Origin of the sequence: Rhizobium sp. SG741, from assembly GCF_012275435.1 — a bacterium.
Lineage (GTDB): Bacteria > Pseudomonadota > Alphaproteobacteria > Rhizobiales > Rhizobiaceae > Rhizobium > Rhizobium lusitanum.
Genome location: NZ_JAAZQP010000001.1, coordinates 703,443 through 717,331, shown reverse-complemented (window position 1 = coordinate 717,331; position 13,889 = coordinate 703,443). Strand labels below are relative to the sequence as shown.

The 13,889-nt window shown below is 59.4% G+C and carries 17 protein-coding genes; 10 read left to right on the top strand and 7 right to left on the bottom strand.

Annotated elements, in window-relative coordinates:
* Window positions 1-51: 51 nt before the first annotated feature.
* Together FHT29_RS03670 and FHT29_RS03665 are read right to left on the bottom strand one after the other, a co-directional pair.
* Window positions 52-399 carry a DUF2934 domain-containing protein gene (locus tag FHT29_RS03670; RefSeq protein WP_210255362.1) on the bottom strand — a complete coding sequence of 116 codons (348 nt, stop codon included), beginning with the start codon at window positions 397-399 and terminating at the stop codon, window positions 52-54.
* Between the two features lie 231 nt (window positions 400-630).
* A complete protein-coding gene (locus FHT29_RS03665; protein WP_168599166.1) occupies window positions 631-2,460 on the bottom strand; it encodes a phospholipase D-like domain-containing protein in 1,830 nt (609 codons plus the stop codon).
* A gap of 342 nt (window positions 2,461-2,802) precedes the next feature.
* Between FHT29_RS03665 and FHT29_RS03660 the strand changes: the two genes are divergently transcribed.
* The 3 genes from FHT29_RS03660 (at window position 2,803) to FHT29_RS03650 (ending at window position 6,066) form a co-directional block, all read left to right on the top strand.
* A complete protein-coding gene (locus tag FHT29_RS03660; RefSeq protein ID WP_246702978.1) occupies window positions 2,803-3,783 on the top strand; it encodes a heparin lyase I family protein in 981 nt (326 codons plus the stop codon).
* Window positions 3,784-4,423: 640 nt separating this feature from the next.
* On the top strand, window positions 4,424-5,428 hold the full coding sequence (locus FHT29_RS03655) for a GlxA family transcriptional regulator (RefSeq protein WP_168599164.1): 1,005 nt from the start codon (window positions 4,424-4,426) through the stop codon (window positions 5,426-5,428).
* A gap of 131 nt (window positions 5,429-5,559) precedes the next feature.
* Window positions 5,560-6,066, top strand: coding sequence for a hypothetical protein (locus tag FHT29_RS03650; protein ID WP_168599163.1), 507 nt, complete (start codon window positions 5,560-5,562; stop codon window positions 6,064-6,066).
* Here FHT29_RS03650 and FHT29_RS03645 read toward each other — a convergent pair.
* From FHT29_RS03645 to FHT29_RS03635, 3 genes are all read right to left on the bottom strand, one after another.
* Window positions 6,063-6,350 carry a hypothetical protein gene (locus FHT29_RS03645; RefSeq protein ID WP_168599162.1) on the bottom strand — a complete coding sequence of 96 codons (288 nt, stop codon included), beginning with the start codon at window positions 6,348-6,350 and terminating at the stop codon, window positions 6,063-6,065. The genes FHT29_RS03650 and FHT29_RS03645 overlap by 4 nt on opposite strands.
* 227 nt (window positions 6,351-6,577) lie before the next feature.
* A complete protein-coding gene (locus FHT29_RS03640; RefSeq protein WP_168599161.1) occupies window positions 6,578-7,114 on the bottom strand; it encodes a carbonic anhydrase in 537 nt (178 codons plus the stop codon).
* Window positions 7,115-7,215: 101 nt separating this feature from the next.
* Entirely contained in the window at window positions 7,216-8,097 is an 882-nt protein-coding gene (locus FHT29_RS03635; RefSeq protein ID WP_168599160.1) for an NmrA family NAD(P)-binding protein, read from the bottom strand.
* A 272-nt stretch (window positions 8,098-8,369) separates the two neighbouring features.
* On the opposite strand from FHT29_RS03635, the gene FHT29_RS03630 reads away from it, so the two are divergent.
* The 7 genes from FHT29_RS03630 (at window position 8,370) to FHT29_RS03605 (ending at window position 12,014) form a co-directional block, all read left to right on the top strand.
* Window positions 8,370-9,260, top strand: a complete 891-nt coding sequence (locus FHT29_RS03630; protein ID WP_168599159.1) for a LysR family transcriptional regulator — start codon at window positions 8,370-8,372, stop codon at window positions 9,258-9,260.
* 285 nt (window positions 9,261-9,545) lie between these two features.
* Window positions 9,546-10,175 (top strand): nitrile hydratase subunit alpha, encoded by a 630-nt coding sequence (gene nthA, locus FHT29_RS03625; RefSeq protein WP_168599158.1) that lies wholly within the window; start codon window positions 9,546-9,548, stop codon window positions 10,173-10,175.
* Between the two features lie 9 nt (window positions 10,176-10,184).
* Window positions 10,185-10,496 carry an SH3-like domain-containing protein gene (locus FHT29_RS34905; RefSeq protein ID WP_210255361.1) on the top strand — a complete coding sequence of 104 codons (312 nt, stop codon included), beginning with the start codon at window positions 10,185-10,187 and terminating at the stop codon, window positions 10,494-10,496.
* Window positions 10,493-10,864, top strand: a complete 372-nt coding sequence (locus FHT29_RS34900; protein ID WP_210255360.1) for an SH3-like domain-containing protein — start codon at window positions 10,493-10,495, stop codon at window positions 10,862-10,864. The genes FHT29_RS34905 and FHT29_RS34900 overlap by 4 nt, the downstream gene beginning before the upstream one ends.
* Window positions 10,861-11,301, top strand: a complete 441-nt coding sequence (locus tag FHT29_RS03615) for a nitrile hydratase accessory protein (protein ID WP_168599157.1) — start codon at window positions 10,861-10,863, stop codon at window positions 11,299-11,301. Before FHT29_RS34900 ends, FHT29_RS03615 begins: the two co-directional genes overlap by 4 nt.
* An 11-nt stretch (window positions 11,302-11,312) precedes the next feature.
* A complete protein-coding gene (locus FHT29_RS03610; protein WP_168599156.1) occupies window positions 11,313-11,528 on the top strand; it encodes a CbtB-domain containing protein in 216 nt (71 codons plus the stop codon).
* 54 nt (window positions 11,529-11,582) lie between these two features.
* Entirely contained in the window at window positions 11,583-12,014 is a 432-nt protein-coding gene (locus FHT29_RS03605; RefSeq protein WP_168599155.1) for an OsmC family protein, read from the top strand.
* A 45-nt stretch (window positions 12,015-12,059) separates the two neighbouring features.
* Here FHT29_RS03605 and FHT29_RS03600 read toward each other — a convergent pair whose 3' ends face one another.
* Together FHT29_RS03600 and FHT29_RS03595 are read right to left on the bottom strand one after the other, a co-directional pair.
* Entirely contained in the window at window positions 12,060-12,791 is a 732-nt protein-coding gene (locus FHT29_RS03600) for an SDR family oxidoreductase (RefSeq protein WP_210255380.1), read from the bottom strand.
* 45 nt (window positions 12,792-12,836) lie between these two features.
* Window positions 12,837-13,883 carry an acryloyl-CoA reductase gene (locus tag FHT29_RS03595; RefSeq protein ID WP_246702977.1) on the bottom strand — a complete coding sequence of 349 codons (1,047 nt, stop codon included), beginning with the start codon at window positions 13,881-13,883 and terminating at the stop codon, window positions 12,837-12,839.
* Between the last annotated feature and the right edge of the window lie 6 nt (window positions 13,884-13,889).

The following is a 13,889-nucleotide window of genomic DNA, read 5'->3' as shown; positions in this document are numbered from 1 at the left end:
ATCGCGGGTGTCGGCTTCCTCCAAGAGACCCGCTGGCCGAAGCACTCGCCGCTATGGTTGCTCGCGCATACCTGGCGTCGCCTCGCGCTGATCGGCGTCGATGAGGTCGGCCGCCACCACAAACGCGTCCGTGTGCTCGCGAGCGGCTTCTCGGAGGGCCGCAAGGTTTGGGATGTCGTCACCCTCAAGGACATCAAACTCGTGCAGGATCTCGCGCTCCGCCTGTAGCCAGTGGTCCTCGTGCCGATTTTCTAGGCCGCCCTCGGCTTCCCAGATTGAGTAGGCGCGAAGCCGGATCCGTTCGGTAACGTCGACGCCACCGCGACCATTCGGGCGGATCCTTGTTGGGATCGATTTGATGCGTCGACCGCTTCTCGCGGCGTGGTTGCTTTGGCTCATTGTCATTAGCTCGCTCATAGGTCTTCAAATACCGAGAACATAATGTCGCTAGCCACGGCAGTATTTCGAAAATGAGCGATCGCTAGCGAGTGATGTCATCCACGGCGGCGGCAGCGGCTCTCAGCACCCAACATCAATCAGGAAGGATTCGTTGGACCACTCACCCAAGAAAGTGACCGCCTGCCGGGCGCCACCGCCAACAGGGTGGTAGCATCAGTCGGTTCGCCACTGCTACGAGTTCGTCGCTGACAGCCAGAACCTGAGCTCGGGCGATTTCTCCTCCTCGCCATCGATGTATCGCTTCTGCCAAGAGGGATCGGGTACCAGCGGTCTTCCAAAAATCTCGGGGTTCTTTCGCAGCCAGTAACGCCAGGCATAGTGGTCGTAGAGATCGAGAACATGGCACGCGTAAGCCTGAGCGAGATCTTTGTTCCCGCGGACGATGACGAAGTTCTCATCGTTGTTGTGGGAGGCGCGGTAGCCAAGATTGTGCGATCCGGTGATCACCGTGCAGTCGTTGCTGAAAGGATCGATTACGACGATCTTGTTGTGGATGATCGCATGGCCGTAGATGTACATCTCGGCCTCCCATGCACCGAATACATCTTCCTTGCTGATGGCACCCGCCGGGATCGATCTGTAGTCCGGTTCGGGCTTCTCGGCGTCCGCCTTCTTCTTCGGCTTGCCGGGCTCGCCGATCACAGAAACATGCATTCCCCCCTCGTCTGGCTGCTGATTCTTCTGCTTTTCCAGAGCCTCTGCAAAGTTTGACGCGCGCTGCGTGCTTGTCAGAGCTCCGCGGACGAAGAGATTGGGATTACGCTTGAGCGCCCTGCCCGCCGCATCAAGGATCGAATTGTTCCCCGGATCGAATGCGAGGAAGAGCACTGCGTGTTTTGCGCTCTCCATCAGCTTGAAGACATGTTCCATGTCCTCCGGATGCTCCTTGGGCGGGCTTTTCAGAAGATCGACGGTGCTGGGCGCGAACAGGACTTGGATGCTGACATCGCCATCGAGCTTGATTGGGGTCGAGATGGACTCTCCGTTTTTCTCCCGGGCGAACTTTCTGAGAGCCTCAGCCTGGAGTTCGTCCTGGTTGCCGTCAGCCTCATCAATGTCGCTCTTCAGCTTATTCCAATAGTCCATGTATTGCTGAGCGACAGCAGGAGACTCTATGACGAGCGCGTTGTTCGTCTGCGTGCAGAGGCCACTGCTTGTCCAATTGGTCGAACCGGTCATGACAGCCGTCGGCTTGCCGCTCTGGCTCAGGATCAGGGATTTGTTGTGCGGTATGCTGCCGCTCTTCAGGATACGGTCGATGACATTGACACCCGCCTTCTTCAGATTTTGCCTGTTCTCTGCATCACCATCCTCGATCTCCGGATGGTTTTCCTTTTCTGCGATCCGCGCGTTACCCAAGACGACAGTTCTGCTCTTGGGGTCGCCGTGATCGGCCGCCTGCAGTCGACGCTCCAGTCCGTCGGGGTCGTCGAGCTCATAGAGGGCCGCGTGTATCTCCCCACCGTCCCTGTCCGCGCGATCGAGCAATGATGTGACGCCCTCAAAGAGCTGCCCCATCAGGCCTTTCCGGATAGGATCGTCCGGATTCATGATGTGCGGCTTGAGGGCGGCAGCACTGGGCTTATGATTCAGCGCGTTGCTCAATGCCTGCGTGGCGACAATGCCGCGGTTGAAGTAGGCCTTGAAGGATGGCCCCCGTTCCTCGGTCAGGGTGATCTTGTTGCTCAGCAGCGGAGCGATTCCGGTGAGGGGTTGCAGCTTCTCTCCTGCAACCCCGCCCATCGGTACGATGCGGTATTGATATGTGCCGCCGCGCTTGGCAAAGAGATCCTTCCACCAGAACTTCTGGATGGGAGCGTCCTCGGTCGTGAAAGGCGCGTCCTTGTCTTGGCCCTCGAACCGAGCAACCGCCGGAAGGGCTCGCTCAATGCCATCGCCGTCGATCTGAAAGACCGCAAACCCAAGGCATCCGTCGAGATTCCGGTCGTACGTCCAGGCCACAAGTGCGATGTCGTTGTTTGAAAATGCGATGGCAGGCATCCGTCCCTCCCTGGGCAACTTATAGAAGCACACGAAACAGAAACATTGCTGATGGCGGTATTTTTCGAATTTCGACAGCGGGTGATGTACTTGGGATGCCGATAATAGACGTCTATTAAATCAGTGATATGAAGGCAATGAAGTCTTTCTTCATCGCGCCCAAGCATTATCCGAGAATTTCGTGCGGGTACTTGACAGTATACATCTACAATTTATTCTTGCATCTGTCATTGGCTTTGTGTCGCAGTTCCGCATTCGTTTCACAATTGTCTACGAAGGCTCGGCGGCTGGGAAGACAGCTCCGGGACGTGGTGTCCCATGCCAAAATGGCTAGGCCTATTCTTGCCGATCGCCGTGATTTCGAGCTGCATCACGGTAGCTCCGGAAATCTCCACAGCCGCGATCAAGGATGATTTTTCGAGCAAGTCTCCCGGAAAGTATTGGTTTGTCTGCAAGCGCCCTGAGAACCAATTTTCTTTCGGCGACAAGAGCGAGGGTCGCACGGCAATGACTTCCGTCGTGAGCCCCTTGCCGAAGATCGAGGCCCTTCATGAGAAGCACACCGGCTGCATCGACGAGGATACGAAGGACTACAAGGCGGACGGTGATGAACGCTCCGAGTTGTGGGAAGCCAGCGACACCTGGATGAAGCTCGGCAGCGATGTCTGGTATCGCTTCGACATGTTCATCGACAAAAGCATCACCCCGACCACTGGCCGCTTTGTGATCGGTCAGTGGAAGGAAGAAGGATCGGCTCGGAACTCACCCTTGTTGGCACAGCGGTTCAACGGCGGGAATTTTTCGGTCACGGTCGAACAGGACAATTTGGCGCCGGGTCACAGCGACGACGACAATCTCTGCCGGGTGCTCGTCGCGGATCAAGACTCCATCGCCTCAAAGCCTGCGGGCTGGGCCCATGGCGACAAGGAGCCGCCGCCGCCCAAGAACGTTGCAACGCTGATGTCGCATGCTGTGACTGATGGTCCGGTGGTCGCCGTCGATAAAGGGTGTGCGGTCGGGATCGTGCCTGAGCAATACGGGCGCCTCCCCGATCCTTTCGGCAAGTGGACCACGATGGTCTATCACCTGAGACTGACAGCAGAAGGGTCGGCGCTCATCGAAGTCTGGGCCGACGGTATCCTTATAGGGAAGACAAGGGGCCGGATTGGTTTCAAGAAGGACACTCCGCACCTGCGCCAATATTTCAAGTTCGGGTCTTATCGGGATCCAGCCGCGTTCGACACCACGACGAAACTTTCAAATTTCTACCGAGGTAGCGAACGAAGCGAAGTCGATCCGGACGGCGAGCTGACGCCCGACTAGGCCCTACAGAGTCTTGTTGACCGCTCCGCGAACGGTGAATCGCGAGCCGCCCGTCCAGGCCCTTTTCGAGAAGTACACGGGCTGTGTCGATGATGAAACGAAGTGCTACCCTCGCAGCTTATCCTCGGAACCTTTCTGCTTCTGTCGGCCGGGGTGTTTCTGTCTGAAATCTTGGACTTCATCGAAACGGGAACGTGGACGAACATGTCAGTCATGGCGTTCGTTGATCTTCTGACTGAGGACGGAGAGGTAGCGGGTGCCCGATCAGCACTCTTGGGCCTCCGGTTTGTTCTCAGCTTGGTGCCCGTGCTGCCTGTGTTTCTGATGTCGTGCTTCATCGCGCTAGTCTGGAACCCGATCGGCGATTAGCGACGATCACCTCGCGACGTCGACTGAAGCTTTGGCCAATCGTGGCCGACATTCTGGGTGCGCCCAGAGCCCACAAGTGGGCTCAAATCCTGGTGTCGATCGGCATGGCAGTCGTCTCCATTTCGTACAAAGAGGATCGCTGTCGGCGCGACTTACGTCAAATCGCGATTTCTTTCGCCCTGCGACCGAAACCATACGGACGTATGGGCTCCCTTTCCTTCCGCACCGCGCTATGTTCCGAGATCAGCTTTCGAAAGCCCAGAGGTCGCTCATGAAACGCGTTGGCTTCATTGTCAGTCCGAACTTCCAGATGATGAGCCTCGCCGCCCTCCCGGTCTTCGAGTTCGCCAACCGCGTCATGGAGCAGCCGTTCTATGAACTCGAGGTGCTGTCCGAGTCCGGTGGTCTCGTCAAGTCGTCGTTCGGAGTGGCAATCGATACAAAGCCGTTCGACGATCCCGAGTTCGACACCCTCCTCGTCGGAGGCGGCACCGAGATCGAGCCAACCAGCCCCAAACTCCTTTCCTTTCTCGGCAAAGCACGCGCTTCATCGAGAAGGATCGCATCGATCTGCGCAGGCGCGTTCGTTCTGGCTGATGCGGGCCTCCTCGACGGCCGTAGCGCGACCACTCACTGGTACAACGTGCCAGAGTTCGAGAAGCGCTATCCAGGCGTCCGCATGGAAGGCGACAAGATCTTCGTCGTCGACGGCCCGATCTGGAGTTCCGCTGGCATGAGTTCCGGCATCGATCTCGCTCTTGCCCTAGTGGAAAGCGACATCGGTGCCGAGGCGACGAAGATGATCGCCAAGCTACTGGTCGTCTACCATCGCCGCCTCGGAGGCCAACTGCAGTTCTCAGCCATGCTCGATATGGAGCCAAAGACCGATCGCATCCAGCGCGCGCTCGTCTTCGCAAGGTCGAACCTGACTGGCGATCTCTCGGTCGAACGTCTTGCAGAAGCCGCTAGCTTGAGTGTCCGGCAGTTCAATCGCGCGTTCCAGGCGGAAATCGGTCAGACCCCTGCCCGTGCGGTCGAAGCCCTGCGTGTCGAGGCCGCGCGCCTTCTCCTGGAAGGCGGCAGATTGCCAATGGAGGGAATAGCGGAGCAGACGGGACTTGGGGATGCTGAGAGGATGCGGCGTTCATTCCTGAAGATCTACGGGACGACACCTCAGACAATTCGCCGGAATGCCAGATCGTCGGATGAAATCTTCGATCTGGCCAGCATGAGACCGAAGGCGCAAAAGTCGCGCGCAGATCTCGCAGACGCATAGCACGACAGTTCCGATGGTTGGACGAACCCGGCTTCGGTTCCGGGCGCGAAAATGCGCGCCTTCGGGAACCCTAGGCTCTTGTTGGGGGTATCTGAAGTAGATCTTCTTGGGCCGTTGCGGAGATGCAGCCGATGATACCAGCAAGCTACCGATCGAGCTATTACGAAACAGTGCAGGAGCTCGCCGAACTCTCTGGGGGCGCTGTGTGTTGCGAACGCGCGATGTGGAGTGTCGAATACATTGCGCGCGGTGCCTGGTACCAGTTCAACGGATACAGCGGGCCTGGCGAGGTCTTCTCGGCGGCTTCGTCGATGGATCCGGTGGAAGGCTCGGTTACCGATCTCGATCCTGCCCTGCTGCCTCTCATTCTCCTTGATTTTCACTACAACGCGGTTATCGGCGCATATATCGGAACGGAAAAGCTGGCGACACGGATTGCCTTCGACGTGCTTCGCGGTCTCGACTTCATGCCCGAGATCGTCAGCATCCTGATCGCACGCGACGAGGCCGAAGAATGCGGATCGCTGACCCGCACGATGACGCGCTTCGCGTACGTTGGATTCGAGCGGTCGGAGCACGCCGACGACATCGGGTCTGCGAAGTGTCTCGCCCCTACCCCCGATGCGCTTTCAGCCTAGTGGTGCCGCGGACGGCTGCGGGTGTTGAGATCAACGGAGATGGCCTTGAGCACGCCGCTGGCGCCAGGACCGACGCGGCCGCGCTGAACAATGCTACCGTAGGCCGAGAGTGGGCGGACCTCACTGCGAAGAGCTTCCGCTTCGGCCATCTCGGCCCTGTTCAGAAGCCTTGTGAAACGCGCATCCGAGCGAAGATCTTTCGGGATGGCGTCGAGCATGTCATCATGCCATGGGGTCGCGGGCAGCAGACCGTGGCCGAAACTTGAAACCCCGAGGCGTCTCAAATAAGCGTTTCGAGGCACGCTCTGAAGACGAGAGTTTCTGGATCGAGTTCGCAAAGATGGAGCGTAGTGGTCTGCGTGTTCTCGTTGTCGTTTTCGTTCGTTATGCGCTGCTCCAAATGTATCCCAAGGAGCTTGCGGATGCCCGTTGCAGCTGGCCAGACATGGCTGAGGGCGCCCTTGCGCAGCGGCGCTCCCTCAGGTGACTTTGACGAAATCCGCTGCGCCTCTCAGTCCCGAAGCCTGGAAGGCGGTACGACGGTCTCGATCTTGCCCGTTGCCACGTCGTAGACCAGACCAGCAACGGTGAAGCCGGAAGGTACCTTGGATGCCTCCTTGAGCGCATTAACGTCGATCTCGACCGCCTTGTAGGGATCCATGACAGCAAGATCTTCAAGCTTTTCGGTCGGGACCTGCATGTACTTGGCGATCAAGTCGGGTGCGTGCTTGTAGCAGCCCTTGATGCCGCAATCGGTGTGATGGAGGACGACGAGATTCCAGCCTTCGCCGACTTCCTTTCCGGCGACCTTCGCCACCGTTCCCAGGATATCGATGGTTTCGACGATCTCCTCGTTAACGCGGCCGCCGACGTTGCGGATGACCGCTGCCTCGCCCTGTTCGAGCTTGAAGATCTCGACCGGATCGACGCGGGGGTCAACACAGCCGATGATGACGGCTCGCTTGTGTGGAAGCATCTTAAGTTCGGGTTGGAATTTCTCGGCTGCGAACTCGGCATTGCGTGTCGCCAGCGATACAAAATAGGTCATTTTTCTCTCCTCGGGATTGGATTGGCGGCGCAGTCCGGCTACCAGGCTGCGGTTCTGGATGTATTTCTAAGGAACGGCGTAGGCCGCCCGCGTGACATCTGCTATTGCTTCGCGTTTAGGACGTCGGCGTGGAGCTTTGCGTATTCGCCGACCGTCATCGGGCGCTTTCCCGTAATGAGCTCGATGTTGTTGTCGGCACCGGACATATGACCGTGCTGGTAGTCGAGCATCGCGCCGCTGAAGTGCTGCAGGACATATTGGGGGACGCCCATCTGCTTGAGCGAGGCGATGTATTCCTCGATCGGCAGATCCTGGAAGACGATCTTCCGACCAAGAGCTTCGGAAAGTTCTGCGGCCATCTGCTCGTGATCCATTTCGACAGGACCTGACAGCGGGATGGTCTTGCCGATATGACCTTCCGGATTTTTCAGCAGGACTGCAATGGCGCGAGCCTGGTCAGCCGCTGCGATCGGCGAATGGCGGCCCTTTCCGACTGGCATCCTTAGGACGCCCTGCTGGACGAACGGCAGCTGCCACGGATAGAGGAGCCATTCGAGGAAGTAGGTCGGACGCAAATGAATGACCGGAATACCCGACCAGTTGAAGACCTGCTCGGAAATGTAGGTGTCCCTGCAGGAGTCGCTCGTCGAGTTGCGGTCGGCGGAGCGCTGCGAGAGATTGAGGACGGCCTTCATCCCTGCTTCCTTTGCCGCCTGGGCGAAATTGACGGTCGCGTTGATCAGTCCCGGCGCGACGGGCCAGACGAAATATGCCGCCTCGGCGCCTTCGAGAGCGAGAACCAGCGTGTTGATGTCGTTCAGGTCGCCAACGACGACTTCGGCACCCTGTTTGGCGAGAGCGTCGGACCGCTCGTCGATCTTGCGGACCATCGCGCGGACGTCGAGGCCCACTGCGAGAGATTCCTTTACAGCCGCGCGACCGGTATCGCCTGCGGCGCCTGTGATGAGTACTTTCTTGGACATGACTGGAGATCCTTCGGAATCGAGGGTTCGGTTGCTCGGTGCTGATGTTGTTCCGAATCCTGTTACCTCCTGAGGCGCTTCAGGATCCGATGAAGTAAAGATGCTCGCGTCCCCCCCTATCCGGTAGCCGTCCATTTGTGCTAACATCTATCTCGATCCAGCATTAATGACGCCAGAACGACATCGTCTGCGGGATTCGTCGGCTTGTTTTGATCGCTCTTATGTCGATGGCGCATGAAAACGCCACTTCCGGGCGAAGCAAGGAAATCGCATTGAAGGACATACAGACCCTGCGTCTCTACACTCGCGTGGCGCGGCTTGGCAGTTTCTCGGCGGCAGCGCGGGAAAGTGGAATGGTGCAGTCCCAGGTCTCGCGCATGGTTGCCGATCTCGAGGCTTCTCTGGGCGTCAGGCTGCTTGCGCGAACCACCAGAGCGGTCGCGCCCACGGATGCCGGGATCGAGTTCCTCGCGCGCATGGAACCAATCCTTGCGGCGCTTGACGACGCGGAGAACAGCGTCCGCGAAACGGGTGAACTGCGAGGTCGGCTGCGGGTGGGTATGCCTTCCACGATGGGCAACAGGGTCGTGATCCCTCGTCTCTCCACGTTCGCGGAGCGTCATCCCAAGTTGCATATCGAGCTGCTTCTGGACGATACCTGGCAGGACATGGTCCGCGAGGCCGTTGATGTGGGGATCCGCGTCGGTGAGTTGCCGGATGCGACGGGCACGGCTCGTGTGGTGGGCACCATGCAGAGGGTCGTAGTGGCGGCGCCGTCCTATCTTTCTCGCAATGGAAGCCCTGAGCATCCGAACGATCTTACCTCGCATCGAATCCTTGCGGGTCCTGCCGCCACGCAGGCTTCGTCGTGGAAATTCGAGCGTGACGGAGTGATCGTCCCGGTCGAACTCGACCCCTATCTTTCGGTCAACGACACCGAGGGCGCTCTCACGGCGGCGGTAAATGGTCTTGGCATAACGTCCACGACCTCCTGGGCATGCCGTGAGGAGATCGACCGTGGACGTCTTGTCAGGTTGCTTCCGGACTGGAAGACGGCCAGCATACCGGTCCACGCATATTTCCCGGCCGGACGGGCGACGCGCCTGTCTGCTAGATCCTTCGTGGACTTCCTGGTCGAGGAGCTGGCAACGCATCCTGTCTGACCTCCCTGCATGCAATGGACACATTAGGACGCCGCTGCATGCGAAGACGCTACCTATCCATGAAGATGGCTGGACGCCGGTTATCTAGCGATCGGGTTGGTCACATAAGCTTCGGTCCGGACTGATCGGTTGAGCGCATAACGGCAGCTATTTCTCGCTGTGACCATACATTCGTATAGGTGGCAGATCCGCTGAACCGCGCAGACAATCCCGCGAAACGAATACCCGGGAACGAACGCGGATACGGCCGGGCCAAATACGCGTCCGGCAGTATTGGAGGGCGGAATGTCAGACCATCACCACGACCACGAGCACACGGAACCCCCGTCCGAGCTTGAGCTTCGGGTAAAGGCGCTCGAATCCCTTCTCGTCGAAAAGAAGCTGGTCGATCCTGCAGGTCTCGATGCCATCGTCGACGCGTATGAAAACAGGATTGGTCCACGTAACGGCGCCGCGGTCGTCGCCAGGGCGTGGGAAGATCCGGAGTTCAAGAAGCGCCTTCTGTCCAGCGAGAGCACGGCGGCAATCGCCGAACTCGGCTTCTCCGGACTTCAGGGCGAGGACATGGCGGTGGTGGAAAATACGGAGACTGTCCATAACCTGATCGTCTGCACGCTGTGCTCCTGCTACCCCTGGCCGCTGCTCGGTCTCCCGCCGTCCTGGTACAAATCCGCTCCGTATCGCTCCCGAGCTGTCATCGATCCGCGCGGCGTCCTCAAGGAAATGGGTGTCGAAATCCCGGCGCACAAGGAAATCCGGGTCTGGGACAGCACAGCCGAGACGCGCTATCTCGTGCTTCCCGAACGCCCTGCAGGCACTGACGGCTGGGGCGAAAACCATCTCGCCGAGCTCGTCACTAGGGATTCGATGATCGGCGTGGGCTTTCCCAAAGATGCCGAATGGAACCATTGCTAGGAGGCAACGATGAACGGTGTCCATGACATGGGCGGCATGCACGGCCTTGGCCCAATCGTTCACACTCCCGAAGAGCCCGTGTTCTTCAACGAGTGGGAGGGTCGCGTGTTCGCGATGCTCGTTTCCGTGAACGGCGTCGGCCATTTCAACACTGACGAATTCCGGCACGCGATGGAGCGCATGCATCCGGTCGAATACATGACCGTGAGCTACTACGAACACTGGCTGCATGCCACCGAGACGCTGCTCCAGGAGAAGGGAGCGATTACGGCCGAAGAGCTGAAAGCAGCACTGGCCAAGGTGAAGGAAGCGCACGCATGACCCTGCCCGTTCTCACAGCCGACATCGTGCCGTTCGCCCTCAGCCGCGGCACACCCACCAAGGTCGATCTGCCAATCGAACCAGCGTTCGCGATCGGTCAACGTATCCGGACGAAGACGATCCAGCCGCTCGGCCACACGAGACTGGTTCGGTATGCCCGTGGCCGCGAAGGTGTGATCGCGGCAGATCTCGGTGTCTTCACCCTTCCGGACACGATGGCCCACGGCGACATTCCGTCTCCGCAGCACGTCTACAGTGTCAGCTTTACCGCCCAGGAGCTCTGGGGACCGAACGCGGATCCTCTGAACACGCTCCGGCTCGGACTTTGGGAAGAATACCTCGAACCGATCGAAGGAGCCGCCTCATGATGACCGACTACAAACGGCTCCCGACTCCAAACGGTGGCAAGCCGTTCGAGCACCCCTCGCACGCCCAGGCGTTTGCCATGGTGGTGCGTCTGAATGAAACCGGGCTCTTTGCCTGGGACGAATGGGTCGAGGTTTTCAGCGATGAGATCGCGCGCTCCCCTGCGGCACCCGACGAAACTGCCGATCAGGCCTACTACAGACAGTGGGTATCAGCGATCGACCGCCATCTGATCTCGCTGGGCGTCCTGACCGAGGGCGATATGACCGAGCGCGCGGCCGTTTGGCGCCAAGCATATCTGAACACGCCACATGGCGAACCTATCGCTTTGGCGAACGCCACCTGCGCTCCCCGGCACACTCACCATCATTCGCGAGTACGCGGCCCGATCGCAGTCAGCACGGCTAGCGTTCAAGCCCCCGAAACCAGTACGGCATAGGAGACGACATCATGACGGAAGCTATCGCCATACCAGTCGCAGGCACCCTGCCCGCCCCTGTACCGATCCGCGAGCTGATCCCTTGGGCCATCTTCGGCGGCTTGCTCTTCATGCTCGCCATCTACTTCGTCGGCACCGAGGAAGGCGCTACCGCCGTCTTCGACAGCATGTACGTGCATGAATTCGTTCACGACGGACGCCACCTGCTCGGCTTTCCCTGCCACTAGCAGCCAAACAGCTTGACTACGGCCGACCACGGCTCACCAACGAAAGGAAATCAGATGAAAATTGTTCGCAAGGGTTCCGCCGAATGGGCAGGCGGCATGAAGGACGGTAAGGGAGCCATCTCCACCGAGAGCGGCGCACTGAGTGCCTATCCGTACGGCTTTGCATCTCGTTTTGGCGACCTCAAGGGCAGCAATCCCGAGGAACTGGTCGGCGCAGCGCATGCGAGCTGCTTCTCGATGGCGTTCTCAATGGTGCTCGGCCAAGCGGAGCTCACAGCCACCAGCATCAAGACCAACTCTGCGGTGGCCATCGAAAGCGTCGGCGAAGGATTTGCGATCACGTCGGCTCATCTGACGGTGGAGGCAAAGATACCCGGAGCAACCGACGAGCTCTTTCAGAAGCTCGCGACCGCAGCCAAGGAAAATTGCCCGGTCTCCAAGCTGCTAAATGCGAACATCACCATGGATGCCGTATTGGTCAACTGATCAATCGGGGTTGGCGGCATCGCCGCCGCCAGCCTGCTTCTTCACCTACGCTCCGGCTCCGCCATCCACGGGGATCACTGCGCCAGTGATGTAGCTTGCCTGGGGCGATGCGACGAATGCGACAACGGCAGCGATCTCGTGAGGTTGCGCATAGCGCCCAAGAGCGGTACCGGACGCCCGTCGTTCCGCAGCCGGGCCGGAATTGGGGTTCATGTCGGTCTCTACTGGACCGATGCCCAATGCGTTGACCGTGATCCGTCGAGCCGCAAGATCTCGCGCTACACCTTTGATGTACCCCTCAACTGCAGCCTTGCTTGAGGCGTAGTCAGCGACGCCGGAACCGCCTACCCGCGTGGCTGCTGAGGATGACATCGCGATGATGCGGCCGTCGTCGCGCATCAACTTGGATGCCGCGCGTATAGTGGCGATCACGCCTTCCACATTGACGACGCGCATCCGGTCAAGTGCCGCGACATCTTCCGCATCGACTGTCGCCGATGCGAAGACGCCCGCATTCGCTACTAGGATGTCCAGCGCTCCCAGCTTTTCGTGAGCCTGTCCGACAGCATTCGTGATCTCATCGGTATCGCTTTGGTCAGCCTTGACTGCACACGCGCGGACACCCTTTTCGACGAGCGCGGCAACTGTTCGTTCGGCTGCGTCTCTGTTCCCCGCGTATGTTATGACGAGGTCTGCTCCCAGTTCAGCCAGCGCTAGCGCGGATGCCGCACCGATACCTCGGGAGCCTCCGGTGACGAGCGCCGCCTTGCCTGGCAGTATTCGAGCCGTGTTGAGCCCTCCATGTTGGATTGACGTTAAGGATTATCGCCAGAGGACGACGATCGTCCTGCCTTTGGTCTCGCCCCTCAGTATCGCGCGCGCCCGGTCGGAAAGGTCCTGCAAGCCGACCTCGTGGACGGCCACTTCCGGAACCCCATCGGGAAGGACCTCGACCAATCTGCTCCACGCAGCGTTCCGAAGTTCGGTCGGGCAGATTTCGGAATCGACGCCGAGGACGGCTACGCCGCGCTTGATGAACGGCAGCACGGTGGTTTCGAGAGTGCTGCCTCCCACCAGGCCCAGAGATGCAATGGCGCCGCCATAGCTTATGGACGCGAGGACATGGGCCAGCGTGGTGCCACCTACGTTATCGATGGCGCCCGCCCAGCGTTCGGGCAGCAAGGGTTTATCCGGCGCTGTCTTGAAATCGTTTGCGTCGACGATTTCGTCGGCTCCCAGACTGACCAGGTATTCGGCATCGTTGGGGCGGGATGTCGATGCCGTCACCCGGTACCCAAGTCGGTGAAGGAGTGCGACGGCAATGCTTCCGACGCCTCCGCTCGCGCCGGTGACGAGTACCGACCTTTCCTTTGAGATACCGTAGCGCTCCAAAGCGTTGACGCACAGCATCGCGGACAAGCCAGCGCTGCCATAGATCATCGACTGCCGAAGGCTCATACCGCCCGGGAGCCGGACGAGCCACTCGGAGCGGACCCTGGCCTTCTGGGCATAGCCGCCCCAATGACGCTCACCGACGCCCCACCCAGTGAGGATGACCTGGTCGCCAGGCTGAAAAGCCGGAGCAGAAGATTTCTCAACAGTACCCGCAAGGTCAACGCCCGGAACGAAAGGAAACGTACTCACGAGCTGGCGGTGACCAGATCCTGTGATAGCGAGCCCATCCTTGTAACCGAGGTCCGAAAACGCGACCTTCACCAAGACGTCGCCTTCCAGAAGGTCTACTTCGGACAAGGTTTCGACCCGTGACTCTATGGCGTCGCCAGGCTTCCGTAACACGAGGGCTTCGAACGAAGCCAAGGTCCCACTTGATGTAGTGTCATGAGGCATCCTGCCATTGTCGTGGTCCATCGTAGG

Bases quoted from the DNA above. Each gene is read 5' to 3' on its own strand.
- FHT29_RS03610 (WP_168599156.1), top strand. From the start codon at position 11,313: ATGACGGAAGCTATCGCCATACCAGTCGCAGGCACCCTGCCCGCCCCT.
- FHT29_RS03635 (WP_168599160.1), bottom strand. From the start codon at position 8,097: ATGTCCAAGAAAGTACTCATCACAGGCGCCGCAGGCGATACCGGTCGC.
- FHT29_RS03670 (WP_210255362.1), bottom strand. From the start codon at position 399: ATGAGCCAAAGCAACCACGCCGCGAGAAGCGGTCGACGCATCAAATCG.
- FHT29_RS34900 (WP_210255360.1), top strand. From the start codon at position 10,493: ATGACCCTGCCCGTTCTCACAGCCGACATCGTGCCGTTCGCCCTCAGC.
- FHT29_RS34905 (WP_210255361.1), top strand. From the start codon at position 10,185: ATGAACGGTGTCCATGACATGGGCGGCATGCACGGCCTTGGCCCAATC.
- FHT29_RS03650 (WP_168599163.1), top strand. From the start codon at position 5,560: ATGATACCAGCAAGCTACCGATCGAGCTATTACGAAACAGTGCAGGAG.
- FHT29_RS03640 (WP_168599161.1), bottom strand. From the start codon at position 7,114: ATGACCTATTTTGTATCGCTGGCGACACGCAATGCCGAGTTCGCAGCC.
- FHT29_RS03595 (WP_246702977.1), bottom strand. From the start codon at position 13,883: ATGGACCACGACAATGGCAGGATGCCTCATGACACTACATCAAGTGGG.
- FHT29_RS03665 (WP_168599166.1), bottom strand. From the start codon at position 2,460: ATGCCTGCCATCGCATTTTCAAACAACGACATCGCACTTGTGGCCTGG.
- FHT29_RS03605 (WP_168599155.1), top strand. From the start codon at position 11,583: ATGAAAATTGTTCGCAAGGGTTCCGCCGAATGGGCAGGCGGCATGAAG.
- FHT29_RS03655 (WP_168599164.1), top strand. From the start codon at position 4,424: ATGAAACGCGTTGGCTTCATTGTCAGTCCGAACTTCCAGATGATGAGC.
- nthA (WP_168599158.1), top strand. From the start codon at position 9,546: ATGTCAGACCATCACCACGACCACGAGCACACGGAACCCCCGTCCGAG.
- FHT29_RS03615 (WP_168599157.1), top strand. From the start codon at position 10,861: ATGATGACCGACTACAAACGGCTCCCGACTCCAAACGGTGGCAAGCCG.